13 protein-coding genes, 1 pseudogene and 1 other annotated feature are annotated in these 12470 nt (G+C 39.9%); of the genes and pseudogenes, 11 read left to right on the top strand and 3 right to left on the bottom strand.

What is annotated here, in order from left to right:
- Window position 1: 1 nt before the first annotated feature.
- Both C3945_RS09025 and C3945_RS09030 read right to left on the bottom strand, forming a co-directional pair.
- Window positions 2-511 (bottom strand): methylated-DNA--[protein]-cysteine S-methyltransferase, encoded by a 510-nt coding sequence (locus C3945_RS09025; protein ID WP_161879371.1) that lies wholly within the window; start codon window positions 509-511, stop codon window positions 2-4.
- A gap of 234 nt (window positions 512-745) precedes the next feature.
- A complete protein-coding gene (locus tag C3945_RS09030) occupies window positions 746-1408 on the bottom strand; it encodes a deoxynucleoside kinase (RefSeq protein ID WP_202623334.1) in 663 nt (220 codons plus the stop codon).
- A 193-nt stretch (window positions 1409-1601) separates the two neighbouring features.
- On the opposite strand from C3945_RS09030, the pseudogene uidA reads away from it, so the two are divergent.
- From uidA to C3945_RS09050, 4 genes and pseudogenes are all read left to right on the top strand, one after another.
- Window positions 1602-3401 (top strand): annotated as a pseudogene (gene uidA, locus C3945_RS09035) (beta-glucuronidase).
- Window positions 3402-3526: 125 nt separating this feature from the next.
- Window positions 3527-3787: a binding site (T-box leader), on the top strand.
- Window positions 3788-3923: 136 nt separating this feature from the next.
- Window positions 3924-4772, top strand: coding sequence for a substrate-binding periplasmic protein (locus tag C3945_RS09040; RefSeq protein WP_161879373.1), 849 nt, complete (start codon window positions 3924-3926; stop codon window positions 4770-4772).
- A gap of 11 nt (window positions 4773-4783) precedes the next feature.
- On the top strand, window positions 4784-5455 hold the full coding sequence (locus tag C3945_RS09045; RefSeq protein WP_237585531.1) for an amino acid ABC transporter permease: 672 nt from the start codon (window positions 4784-4786) through the stop codon (window positions 5453-5455).
- A 58-nt stretch (window positions 5456-5513) separates the two neighbouring features.
- Window positions 5514-6251 (top strand): amino acid ABC transporter ATP-binding protein, encoded by a 738-nt coding sequence (locus tag C3945_RS09050; protein ID WP_161879384.1) that lies wholly within the window; start codon window positions 5514-5516, stop codon window positions 6249-6251.
- Between the two features lie 168 nt (window positions 6252-6419).
- Here the strand turns inward: C3945_RS09050 and C3945_RS09055 are convergent, their stop codons facing one another.
- On the bottom strand, window positions 6420-7169 hold the full coding sequence (locus C3945_RS09055) for a sulfite exporter TauE/SafE family protein (protein ID WP_161879375.1): 750 nt from the start codon (window positions 7167-7169) through the stop codon (window positions 6420-6422).
- A gap of 134 nt (window positions 7170-7303) precedes the next feature.
- On the opposite strand from C3945_RS09055, the gene C3945_RS09060 reads away from it, so the two are divergent.
- The 7 genes from C3945_RS09060 to C3945_RS09090 all read left to right on the top strand — a co-directional run bounded on the left by C3945_RS09060 (window position 7304) and on the right by C3945_RS09090 (window position 12275).
- The gene (locus tag C3945_RS09060) at window positions 7304-7990 is read left to right on the top strand and encodes a Crp/Fnr family transcriptional regulator (RefSeq protein WP_161879376.1); all 687 of its coding nucleotides are present in this window, start codon (window positions 7304-7306) and stop codon (window positions 7988-7990) included.
- Between the two features lie 22 nt (window positions 7991-8012).
- Window positions 8013-9257 (top strand): CinA family nicotinamide mononucleotide deamidase-related protein, encoded by a 1245-nt coding sequence (locus C3945_RS09065; RefSeq protein WP_161879377.1) that lies wholly within the window; start codon window positions 8013-8015, stop codon window positions 9255-9257.
- Between the two features lie 147 nt (window positions 9258-9404).
- The gene (locus tag C3945_RS09070; RefSeq protein ID WP_161879378.1) at window positions 9405-9788 is read left to right on the top strand and encodes a CidA/LrgA family protein; all 384 of its coding nucleotides are present in this window, start codon (window positions 9405-9407) and stop codon (window positions 9786-9788) included.
- Window position 9789: 1 nt separating this feature from the next.
- The gene (locus C3945_RS09075; RefSeq protein WP_161879379.1) at window positions 9790-10494 is read left to right on the top strand and encodes an LrgB family protein; all 705 of its coding nucleotides are present in this window, start codon (window positions 9790-9792) and stop codon (window positions 10492-10494) included.
- A gap of 168 nt (window positions 10495-10662) precedes the next feature.
- A complete protein-coding gene (locus C3945_RS09080) occupies window positions 10663-11247 on the top strand; it encodes a type IV toxin-antitoxin system AbiEi family antitoxin domain-containing protein (protein ID WP_161879380.1) in 585 nt (194 codons plus the stop codon).
- The gene (locus tag C3945_RS09085) at window positions 11244-11507 is read left to right on the top strand and encodes a nucleotidyl transferase AbiEii/AbiGii toxin family protein (RefSeq protein ID WP_161879381.1); all 264 of its coding nucleotides are present in this window, start codon (window positions 11244-11246) and stop codon (window positions 11505-11507) included. Before C3945_RS09080 ends, C3945_RS09085 begins: the two co-directional genes overlap by 4 nt.
- A gap of 87 nt (window positions 11508-11594) precedes the next feature.
- Window positions 11595-12275: an IS6-like element IS1216 family transposase gene (locus C3945_RS09090; protein WP_161879382.1), complete on the top strand. Its 681-nt coding sequence runs from the start codon at window positions 11595-11597 to the stop codon at window positions 12273-12275.
- The last annotated feature ends 195 nt before the right edge of the window (window positions 12276-12470 follow it).

Below are 12470 nucleotides of genomic sequence, written 5' to 3' on the forward strand. Positions count from 1 at the left end.
ATCATAAAGACGTCTGTTCTAATTCGAGCAGGCGTCTTTTCATCTCTAAACCGCCTCTAAAGCCACGAGGGGCACCTGACTTTGGAATGACTCGGTGACACGGGAAGATAATCAGCAAAGGATTCTTTCCAATGGCGGTTCCAACAGATCGAGCGGCCATAGGCGAACGCCCCAACCGACTAGCCAACTCTCCGTAAGTCACTGTCTCACCATAAGGAATCATACGCAAAGCTTGCCAAACCTCCAGCTGAAAAGGAGTGCCTTTGATATCTGAAGGGAGATTTAACTCTCGGGATTTTCCAGACAAGTAATCGATGAAAGCTGTAAGGTAAGGCGCCATTTTTTCATCATCCAAAAGAAGGTCGGCTTGTGGCATGTGTTTGGCAGCCCATTCCGCCATTTCTTCAAAGGAAGCAGGGGAGGAGCCAACGAAACAAAGCCCTTTCGAAGTAGCAGCCAGATACATAGTCCACTCATCATAGTGGAGTAAGGTGTAATAAATGGGTGACATGGTGAATCCTCCTTTAAGCGTACTAAGTTGACGGTTTAGTAACAAGTTAAAACGAGAAACGAAAATTAAGTGGTACCGAAATGGGTTTAGTAACAAGTTAAAACGAGAATCGTAAACTAAGTGGTCACAATCCGCTAAATAGTCTCTCAACGGTTCTCAGATGACTAAAAACACGAGCTATCCTACAAAATTAAACGATTGTGTAGGGCAGCTCGTGTATTTAACTCATGACTCTTACAGACCAGCGTCTACAGTTTTTGACAACGCCTGTTTAATTTCTGACAAAACGAATAAACGATCTTCTGGGTTTTCCAAGTTAACCTTGTCAATATCGATAATTAAAGTATCGCTCTTATCATAAGAAGCAAACCAGTCATCATAGCGGCTGTGCAACTTCGTATAATAGTCCAGTAAGCCTGGGTTGTCTTCAATCTGCTCATAAGGGCGGCCACGTTTTTTAATGCGTTCTAAGTGAGTATCCAATGATCCTCTTAAATAAATTAATAAATCTGGACCTTTTTTCGGCATACCCTCTATTTCTTCCATCATGTTATCCAACAAATCAGTATACAAATCCATCTCGACAGAACTCATATTTCCTTGTTCATAGTTAATACGAGTGAAAAGCGCATCTTCATAAATAGAGCGGTCCAGCACATTGTGTCTATGTACTAAAGCTTGCTTGATGCTTCTAAAACGCGTATTTAAGAAGAAGATTTGAAGAGAAAATGCCCAACGTTGTGGGTCCTCATAAAATTTTTCTAAAAGAGCATTATCTTTTACATGCTCATAAAAGGCGGTACTATTTAATTCTTTTGATATTAGAGTGGTGTACGTACTTTTTCCAGCTCCAATCATCCCTGCTAAAACTATCACAGACATTGCGGCTCCTTCCATTTCTAAAAGTATTTTTATCTGTTCTATCATACCATAGAAGATACAGGGAGACACATGACATTTTTATTAGGTAACAGCTGAAAAGGGTCAAATCAGATTTAAAAAATGAAATCCATTATAATGAGAAGAGGCGTTTGCATTTGAAATAACGGCAGAATCAGCTTTTAAACACCACAAAAAGGAGAGAAATTATATGTTGTATCCTATCGCTACAGAGACACGTCATACGATTGATTTAAATGGGATATGGACATTCTTACTGGATGATGGGTCGGAATTGATTGACACATCAAAATCGATTCAGACGGAAGAGGTCATTGCCGTTCCTGGTTCCTTTAATGATCAAGCAATTGCTTCACGCGTCAGAAATCGCGACGGATCAGTCTGGTATGAACGGGAATTCGTTGTCCCAACAAGCCTGTTAAAGGATAGACTCGTTTTAAGGTTTGGTTCTGTGACGCACCGGGCAGTGGTTTACCTTAATGGAGAGAAAATAACCGAGCACAAAGGTGGCTTCACTCCTTTTGAAGTGGAGATTAATGATAGCATCAAGCCAGGAAAAAACCGTCTACTGGTAGAAGTGAGTACGCTCCTGGATTACACCTCTTTACCTGTTGGTAACTACAGTAAGGAGACCGATGAAAATGGTCAAGTCACTCACAAGGTTGACGAAAACTTTGACTTTTTCAATTACGGGGGCTTGCATCGTCCGGTCAAGATCTACTCTACTCCAAAAACCTACATTGAAGATATCACAGTGGTACCAGAAGTATCAGGAGATGATGCGACGGTTCACTTAGATGTAACTGTTAAAGGTGACTATGACCACGTTAGAACGATTATTATAGACGAAGATGGTCAATAAGTGGCTACTGCAGAGTCGAATTCAACATCAATCACTATTGAACAAGTGAATCTTTGGAAACCAATGAATGCTTACCTTTATACGGCACGAGTAGAAGTGAGTACCAATGGTGAGTTGATAGATGTGTATGAAGAACCCTTTGGCATCCGCACGGTTGAGGTAAAAGATGGTCAGTTTTATATTAACGGTCAACCATTTTATTTCAAAGGTTTCGGTAAACACGAGGATGCTTACTACAATGGACGTGGGCTCAATGAAAGTTTGAACGTTATGGACTTGAATCTGTTCAAATGGATTGGAGCGAACTCATTCCGGACGTCACATTACCCTTATTCAGAAGAAATGATGCGTTTGGCTGACCGAATGGGCATTGTCGTCATTGATGAAACACCGGCAGTTGGACTATTATCTGGTTTTTCAGCCATGTTATCTGGTGGGGCAGAGCAAGTCAATACGTGGGAAGAAATGGAAACAAAAGAAGCTCACGAGCAAGTCTTTCGCGAGCTAATCGCCCGAGATAAAAACCATGCTTGCGTTGTGATGTGGTCTATTGCAAATGAAGCGGCCACTTATCAAGAAGGGGCGAGGGAGTACTTTGAACCGCTTGTAAAGTTAACAAAAGAGTTGGACCCGCAAAACCGCCCGACAACGATTGTCTTAATTATGTATGCCACTCCAGATACAGATTTGATAACGGATTTGATTGATGTCGTTTCTCTTAACCGCTACTATGGTTGGTACGTTGACACAGGTGATTTCAAAGCAAGTGAAAAAGCTCTGCGTGACGAGCTTGCTGCTTGGGAAGAAGCGTATCCGGGCAAACCGATTCTCTTTACAGAATATGGAGCAGACACAATAGCAGGCTTCCACGCCTTTGATGATATCCCGTTTACTGAAGAATTCCAGGTCAATTATTATGACATGTACCATAAAGTGTTTGACGAGTTCCAACATGTGATTGGAGAGCAAGTGTGGAATTTTGCAGACTTTGAAACAAAAATTGGAATTAACAGAGTGAAAGGGAATAAAAAAGGAATCTTTACGAGAAGCCGAGAGCCCAAAATGATTGCTCATGAGTTGAAAAAACGGTGGACCAATATTCCTGATTTCAACTATAAGCCTAAATAAAAGCTGAAAAAGCCCGCTTGTTTTCTATCTAAATAGAAGATAAACGGGCTTTTTTAAAAAAATAATCACTTACTTTTTGACAGTGGACAGATTTTCTGATATAGTTCTGTAGTACAATTGCAAATTAAACGATGGTGAAAAGAAAAGTACAAGCGCTGTTGACAGTAAAGAGAGTCCGGTATAGTGGGAACGGATATGTCAGGTGTTTGGAAGTGCATCTTGGAATCGTATCACTGAGACTCTTAAATTCAGGTGATACCGGGTCTGCCCGTTACAGCAAGCTGATATGATTGGTAGTTAACTACTGACATGTCAGATTGAGTGTGCAATAAAAACTATTTTGCACAAATCAAGGTGGAACCGCGAAGATTTCCTTTGCCCTTAGATGATAGCATAAGCTACGTTCAAGGGCTTTTTGTATTGTATGGACCAATGAAAGGAGTAGAATAGCAAGAAAGGGTAAAATAAGGTAGGTATAATAATTATAATAAAAAAGATTTTAGAATGGAAAGGTGAAGATAAATGACTAATAAATGGATGAAATTCCTTCGAACGACTGGCTTATTAGCAGTGATCATGATTGTTTTAGCCGCATGTGCGTCTAACGACGAAGGCGAAAATGGAGATGCTGCAACAGGCGAAGACTCTCAAACGGTAAGAATTGCAACCGTTGGCACGGGACCTCCATACAGCATGGTAGACGAAGAAGGGAACTGGACAGGATCAGATGCAGATATCTGGGCTGAAATCAGTGAACGAACAGGCTGGGAAATTGAGGTTCAACGAATTGGTTCAAGTGCAACCTTTGGACAGTTGGATACCGGTCGTAGTGATGTAGCAGCAAATAACTATGCCTTAACAGAAGAAAGAGCTGAAAATTACATTCACACGATTCCTCTTTATGCAGATTCCAACACCATTGCCGTATCAACTGATAACGAAGAGATTTACACGTTAGCCGATCTTGAAGGGAAAACAGTGGGTGTACAAGCTGGTCAAGCAGCCGATATCCCATTAACTGAATTAGCTGAAGAAATGGGCTTTGAAGTGATTCGCTTCGAAACGACTGCAGATACATTCCAACAATTACAAATTGATCGCTTGGATGCTGTCGCTGGACCCCGTTCACTATTAAATGTATACAATGAAACAAGAGATGCTGGCTTTAGAATTATTGATGAAAACTTAACAGCGACTCCTGTTGTTTACTTTTTACCAGATACAGAAGAACATGCTCAATTAAGAGACGAATTAGACGTTGTGATTGAAGAAATGATTAACGACGGCACAATCGGTGCGATTACTGAAGAATGGTTATACAGCGACATGACACAAAATCTAGAAGACGTTGATTCAGATCTTGTAGATTAACGAGAGGATGAGTGCACTTGGGATTTGATTTTAATTACATGCTGGAAGTACTTCCAACCCTCTTTTACGCATCTCGGTTTACCTTTTATTTAACCTTGGTGTCGACCTTTTTTGGGCTGATTCTAGGCCTCATTTTAGCAGTAATTAATTACTATGAAATAAGAATTCTGAATCCACTGACAAAACTCTATTTATTTGTCATTAGAAGTGCCCCGCTGATTGCTTTGCTGTATTTCTTTTACTATGGTGTAGCGATGTATAGCGAGTTTGTCAGAAACATGAATCCACTTAATGCTGTTGCGATTGTCATCAGTTTAACGGCTGGTGGATTTATGGCTGAAAGTATTCGTGGGGCCTTGCTTTCAGTGGACGAAGGGCAAAAGGATGCGGCCTATTCTTTGGGGATGACAGATGGCCAGTTGATGAAACGAGTCATTATTCCTCAAGCGACACGAATTGCCGTACCAAGTTTGTTCAATAATGTGATCAGTATTACGAAAATGACTTCCCTCTCCTTTGTATTAGGTGTGGTTGATGTGATGGGAGCGGCAAGAGTACAGGGTTCGCGAACCTTTAGCTACTTTGAAATTTACGGCGCTGTTATCATTGTCTACTTGGTCATCATTGGTGTATTGAGTGTCATTCAACGATACGTTGCCAAAAAATCCTCTGAAGCTTATTAATAAAACCCCATCTAGCGAGTCGTTATTATGAAGAGAGGAGAAGAACATGACAAAAAATGTGATTGAAATAGAAAATTTGTCTAAAAACTTTGGTGATCAGAAAGTTCTGGAAGACATTAATTTAACCATAAAAGACAATGAAATCGTCGCGATTATTGGCCCTTCAGGTACCGGAAAATCAACATTTTTACGTACATTGAATCACCTTAATGAACCGACGACAGGAAAGATTACTGTTGGCGATGTCACCGTTGATGCGGCATCTTACACTAAAAAACAAGTTCAGCAGTTGCGCATGCAGTCCTCTATGGTGTTTCAAAACTATAACTTGTTCAAAAACATGACAGCTCTGGAAAACGTTATGGAATCTCTAGTGACTGTGAGAAACGTCAACAAAAAAGAAGCGCGAGAGATTGCTTTAGAGCAATTGGAAAGAGTAGGCTTATTAGATAAAAAAGACGCCTATCCGTCTCGATTATCTGGAGGTCAGCAGCAACGTGTGGGGATTGCCCGAGCGCTTGCAGTCGATCCGAAAGTTCTCTTGTTTGATGAACCGACCTCTGCACTGGACCCAATGCTCGTTTCCGAAGTGCTTCAGACGATTAAAAAGTTAGTTGAAACGGATCATACGACGATGCTATTAGTTACACACGAGATTTCCTTTGCGAGAGACGTGGCTTCTCGAGTGATTTTTATGAACGAAGGACGAATCGCTGCAGACGGTACACCTGATGAGATCCTCTCGAATCCAACGGACAAAAACTTGCAACAATTTTTGAACATTAATCAATACTAATCAAAAGAACCTATCATTATCGGGCCGCTAGGCGTTCCAAAATGATTAGGTTCTTTTTTGTTATGATTAAAAGAGTAGACATCGCTCCGTTCGCTAAACCATTCTTAATCGTATTGAAGTGTGTTAACCTTAAGATGTAATAAGTATGTGATTGGTATTAACGGACGGTTAAAAGAAATCAAACAAAGAAATAACTCCCAGTAAAAAAATCAAATAGAAGATCATAGTTTTAAATTTATCTACTTTTATTTTGCCATAAATCACATTGCCTAAATAAATAGCGAGTAACACACCCGGTATTGAAAAAATGAAATACACGCCAACCTCTTTAGTCCAAAAACCGCTTAAGAAGTGACTGACTAAAATAAAGCTACTGGATAAAATAAAGTGAGATTGCACATTTCCTTTAAATGACTTCGGATCCCAGTCTCTGATAGTTGCGTAAATAACGATCGGAGTGCCGTTCATGTTATAAGCACTGCCAAGCATACCTGAAACGAAGCCAAAAGGTAGGGCATAGCGGGTGTTTCTAAACCGATGCTTGAGCTGTTCGTGATGAGTTTTCGGACCATAAAGCGAGTACATAGCGTAGACCATCAATAATAATCCCAATATAAGACTAACCCATTCGGCACGTGCAAAACGGACGAGAAGTAAGCCAAATGGAATACCCACAACGGTCGCACCTGTTAGCTTTTTCAAGATAACCGGATCTTTATCCTTCCAACCGGAAACGGCAAAAAATAGAGCAACCGTAAAGCCGACCAATCCGACTAAGGCAGCAGCTGTGGAAAAAGGAATAGGCAATAAAGCCAACAAAGGCATGCTGACGACTGCGTCTCCAAAACCGAATGTCGACCGCATTAATGCACCGAGGAAGACGCAACCTGCTACGAGTAAAATAAGTGAATAATCCATGTGTTCCTCCTACATTCTTTCTAAAGACTAATTATCTATTAGATAGTGATGCAAAACAAGAGTGGCTCGCCCAAGATATGATATGATAATGATATGAAAAAAGACTCAACAGTTCAACGATAAGGAGACTCAAAATGGCACATCAAAGTGGTTTATCGCATAGAGGTTGCGTCCGTCTTGTTCCTATATTTAATCATTTAACGGATAATCAAATGGATGACATTATGAAAGTCGTTCAATCAGAAACCTTTGACAAAGGCGAACTGGTCTATAAAGCAGGAGACACGTCGGATGTGTTGACCATTGTAAATAAAGGGAGTCTGCGCATATATAGGCTCTCAGAATCAGGTAAGGAACAGCTTGTTCGTATGCTAAAGCCGGGTGAATTCACAGGTGAGTTGGCTTTATTTAACGAAACCGTTCATGAGCATTACGCAGAAGCGATGGTTAAGACAACTGTCTGCCAGATTAAACGATCTGATTTACAGGATTTACTCATGAGTTACCCCAGTATTTCGTTGAAAGTTTTGCAGGCTTTATCGTCTCGTATTGATGAGACAGAGCAGCAGGCTACGCGTTTTTCAACGGAATCAACGGAGCAGAGACTCGCGTCTTATCTGGTTGACCTACTCCCTCCAGGGAAAGAAACCGATGTAGTCGAACTGCCGATGAATCAGAAAAACCTGGCTTCTTACATTGGCACTACGCCGGAAACAGTCAGCCGTAAATTAAAAGAGTTAGAAGACATGAATTACATTAAACGATTGAGTTCAAAGAAGATTAGAATTTTAGACGAAATACGTTTGCTATTTTTAGATTAGTTAAGTAGAAGGAGCAAAGACGATGAAGACAGAAATCATATCAATAGGAACAGAATTGTTGATGGGTTATGTAGTGGATACCAATTCGGCTGATATTGCCAAGGCACTTTTAGGGATGGGTATCGGTACCTACTACAGGCAAATCGTTGGAGATAACCCGAAACGGCTGGAAGAAGCTATAGAGATTGCCGCTAATCGATCAGACTTGATTATCATGTCTGGTGGATTGGGACCTACAAAAGATGATATTACAAAAGAAGTCGTGGCTACATTCGTTGGTGATGAGGTCATTGAAGATGAGAAACAGCTGGAAAAAATTCTAGGCTACTCAAGCTACAAAGGTGAAGACATGCCCGCTAATATGCACCGACAAGCGTATACCTTAAAAAACGGGACAACCTTTTTTAACGAAGTAGGTCTCGCTTGTGGAACAGCCTACAAACGTCAACGTGAAGATGGCAGTATGCAATTTTTCCTTATGCTTCCTGGGCCTCCTTTTGAGATGAAACACATGTTGGCTAATAGTACCGTCCCTTATATACAAGAACATATTCAAACGGATGGAGTGATTGAGTCTTTATACCTAAACTTTCAAGGGGTGGGGGAGTCGAGGGTTGCGGATGTATTGGATGACTATATCGAAAACCAGACTAACCCAACTGTTGCCGTTTATGCGAAACCAAGACACGTCATTGTTCGGTTGACTGCCAATGCTAGTGATGTTGATTTGGCTAGAAAGTTGAATCAAGAATTGGCTGATAAAATGACTGCTGTATTGAAACCTTATTTCATCGGCTACGGGGAAGACCAGACGATGGAAGGGCTACTCGTTGATACTTTGAAAGAAAAAGGCTTGTCCATTAGTGTCGTTGAGGACTTTACGGGTGGGCACATTATGGATGCCTTGACGAGTATTCCAGGCGTTTCATCCATTTTTCCCGGTGGCCTTATATGTAAAACTGATACCAGTAAGCAGCGCTTACTAGGTGTCGCTCCTCAAACTACCGGTACCGATTTAGTTAAAGAATTAGCTGAGCGTAGTAGGGAAAGCTTTGAAACGGATGTAGCTTTAAGCGTAATAGGGAATATCAAATGGGATGAGTCCGGCCATAAAGGAACAGGTTTAATTTATATAGGTTTTGCCATACACGCTAAAGAACCGATTGTGAAAAAGTACCGTTTGGAAGACCGACCGGCTAGTATCATGCGAACCCTTGTCAAAAATGAAGCGTTAGCTTTTGCGAAAGACTGTATTGATAATAGATAACATACAGACCCCATCAATTGGTGCGGGTCTTTTTGCTTGGAAATATGTAAAATAATGCACAATTAATGAAAAAGGGTTCTCACACTCTTTCAAAAAAAGACAAGATAGATTAAACTAAGTCGGAAGACGTCTTAGGAGGAAAAATACATGAGACAACTAAAACAATTATTTTGGATCTTTTTATTTTCATTTTTAGGGGACTATTTATCTTTGATTAGTCCAGTTGCCGTTCCAGGCAGTGTAATCGGTATGGTTTTGATGTTTGCTGCCTTACGTTTTAAATGGTTAAAACTTAATCAAGTGGATGAAGTGGGCAATTGGCTGACAGATAATATGGCTATTTTCTTTGTACCAGCAGGAGTTGGTTTGATGACTAACTTTTCCATATTGGGTGACATTTGGTGGCAGCTATTAGTGACTATTGCAGTAACGACCATCTTGATGATTGCTTTTGTCGCTGTCATTGTGCAATATTTGAAAAGAAAGTCCGATAAGAAAAACAATCAGGCGTCTGTAAAGGAGTCTGTTTAATATGGTAGATATCCTAAGTACCAACCCATTTTTCGGTTTATTTTTAATCTTTTTCTTTTATTTATTAGGGACAATGCTTCATAAACGGTGGCCTAACCCTTTGTTTACGCCATTAGTTTTTTCAATTATATGTATTATTTTGCTTTTGCTACTACTTAACATTCCGTACGAGAACTTCAATGAAGGCGGACGATTCGTCAACATGTGGATCACGCCCGCTACTGTTGCTCTGGCTATCAAGTTGGAAAAGAACTTTGACTACTTGAAAAAATATTATGGAGCGATTTTGTCAGGTATTGCTTTAGGAGTCGTTTTCCATACCATTATATTGGTTATCATGAGTATCCTTTTCCGTTTCGATTCAGAATTAGTCGCAACCTTGTTTCCAAAATCTGTAACGACCGCCATTGCTTTAGGCGTGTCAGAATCATTGGGAGGCATTGTCTCTTTAACAGTCGCCATCGTTGTCTTTACCGGAGTCTTGGGTACGATTGTCGGACCACCGATTTTTGCCCTCTTTAACATTACCGACCCAGTCGCTCAAGGTGTGGCATTAGGTTCGGGTTCCCACGCTATGGGAACGGCTAAAGCGATTGAACTGGGAGATGTTCAAGCTGCCATGTCGGGCCTATCCATTATCATCACAGGTATCATCATCGTTATCTTAGCACCATTTTTGATGGGCTTCTTGTCGACCTTCTTTTAAATAGAAATAAGGAAAAGACCGCTAGAGAGTTAGTGGTCTTTTTTGTGAGCTCGAAATAATAAAGTCGCTGTAATTAAACTCAGACTGAGAAGCTCTTATTAGAATTTGATTTTCATACTACAAATAGTTATAATTGCAGTATAAAAATCAAGTTTAGGAGAGACGGTTATGACTACCTCAGATATACAAGACTACTTGGAAAAAAACAAGTACTTTGAAGCTAAAGAGGCCAACAAATATGGAATATCAAATGAGAGACTTCACTTACTTGAGGAGCAAGGGAAAATTGAACGGGTCGATCATGGAATATACGTAGGAAGCCATCAGGAAATAGATATGCTTTATGTTTATCAGCGACGACGTAATATTATTTACTCTCACGAGACAGCTTTGTACTTGCACGACTTGACAGACAGAGATCCTCTTAACTATAGTGTCTCCGTTTCTAGAGGCTATAATTCCCGAAAGTTGAAAGAGCTTGGATTTGATGTGTACTATGTAAAAAAAGAGTTGTATCAGCTGGGTGAAATAGAAATAGAAACAATATTCGGCAACAAAGTAAAAGTATATTCCATGGAACGCACATTATGTGACATCGTGAGAAGTCAAAGTCGAATGGATAAAAGTGTAATTATTGATGCATTTAAAACCTACAGTCATAGAAAAAATAAAGATCTTCACACACTAATGGACTTGGCAAAAAGGTTCAAAGTAACAAATCAAATTAAACAATACCTGGAGGTCTTATTATGAGAAATGCCGTTCAGCTTAATGCTAAAGTTAAGCATTTGGCAACAGAGAAGGGGTTAACCCATGAGGTGGTCCTAAGAAATTATATGCTTGAACGTTTCTTGGAGCGAATTTCTCAATCAAAGTATCGGTCACATGTCATTCTAAAAGGAGGAATGCTCATTTCCTCAATGGTAGGTATTGAAACACGAACTACAATGGATTTGGATGCAAGTTTAAAAGGCCTGACGTTAAGCGAATCAGAAATTATTCCGATTCACTAGTGTTGCATAAAACGGTTCTGTTGCAAAGTTTTAAATCTACTATCAGATAAGGTAGAATAATAGAAAAAGATAGCAGGAGGAATGACGATGAGTCATTTTAAAGGAAAGCAATTTCAGCAGGATGTGATTATTGTAGCCGTGGGCTACTATCTTCGTTATAACCTTAGCTATCGTGAAGTTCAAGAAATCTTATATGATCGTGGCATTAACGTTTCTCATACGACGATTTATCGTTGGGTGCAAGAATATGGCAAACTACTCTATCAAATTTGGAAAAAGAAAAATAAAAAATCCTTTTATTCATGGAAAATGGATGAAACGTACATCAAAATTAAAGGAAAATGGCATTATTTGTATCGAGCCATCGATGCAGATGGTTTAACCTTGGATATTTGGTTACGTAAAAAACGGGACACACAAGCAGCCTATGCTTTTCTTAAGCGGTTAGTGAAGCAGTTTGATGAACCGAAGGTTGTAGTCACAGATAAAGCCCCCTCTATTACAAGTGCCTTTAAGAAACTAAAAGAATACGGCTTTTATCAAGGGACAGAACATCGTACCATTAAATACCTGAATAATTTGATTGAACAAGACCATCGTCCAGTAAAGAGACGCAATAAATTCTATCGAAGTTTACGCACTGCCTCTACCACGATTAAAGGCATGGAAACCATTCGAGGATTATATAAGAAAACCCGAAAAGAAGGCACTCTCTTCGGGTTTTCGGTCTGTACTGAAATCAAGGTATTATTGGGAATCCCAGCTTAAATCATAGATACCGTAAGGGATTTTATTCTTTATTTCACTAGTGTTGCATAAAACTAGAAATCACTGTTGATTGCAGTTTGTTAATTAAATCACAATTAGTTTTCTTTAAAATTTTCAAAAAAGTCAAATGCTGGCGCAGCGGATGACTTTTTCCAGAATTTTTTTGACTTATTCAGTTGTGGATAAATCGATTTG

Source organism: Alkalibacterium sp. MB6, assembly GCF_009935905.1.
In the GTDB taxonomy this organism is placed as follows: Bacteria; Bacillota; Bacilli; order Lactobacillales; family Carnobacteriaceae_A; genus Alkalibacterium.

Bases quoted from the DNA above. Each gene is read 5' to 3' on its own strand.
- C3945_RS09025 (WP_161879371.1), bottom strand. From the start codon at position 511: ATGTCACCCATTTATTACACCTTACTCCACTATGATGAGTGGACTATG.
- C3945_RS09030 (WP_202623334.1), bottom strand. From the start codon at position 1,408: ATGGAAGGAGCCGCAATGTCTGTGATAGTTTTAGCAGGGATGATTGGA.
- C3945_RS09040 (WP_161879373.1), top strand. From the start codon at position 3,924: ATGACTAATAAATGGATGAAATTCCTTCGAACGACTGGCTTATTAGCA.
- C3945_RS09055 (WP_161879375.1), bottom strand. From the start codon at position 7,169: ATGGATTATTCACTTATTTTACTCGTAGCAGGTTGCGTCTTCCTCGGT.
- C3945_RS09060 (WP_161879376.1), top strand. From the start codon at position 7,304: ATGGCACATCAAAGTGGTTTATCGCATAGAGGTTGCGTCCGTCTTGTT.
- C3945_RS09065 (WP_161879377.1), top strand. From the start codon at position 8,013: ATGAAGACAGAAATCATATCAATAGGAACAGAATTGTTGATGGGTTAT.
- C3945_RS09070 (WP_161879378.1), top strand. From the start codon at position 9,405: ATGAGACAACTAAAACAATTATTTTGGATCTTTTTATTTTCATTTTTA.
- C3945_RS09075 (WP_161879379.1), top strand. From the start codon at position 9,790: ATGGTAGATATCCTAAGTACCAACCCATTTTTCGGTTTATTTTTAATC.
- C3945_RS09080 (WP_161879380.1), top strand. From the start codon at position 10,663: ATGACTACCTCAGATATACAAGACTACTTGGAAAAAAACAAGTACTTT.
- C3945_RS09085 (WP_161879381.1), top strand. From the start codon at position 11,244: ATGAGAAATGCCGTTCAGCTTAATGCTAAAGTTAAGCATTTGGCAACA.
- C3945_RS09090 (WP_161879382.1), top strand. From the start codon at position 11,595: ATGAGTCATTTTAAAGGAAAGCAATTTCAGCAGGATGTGATTATTGTA.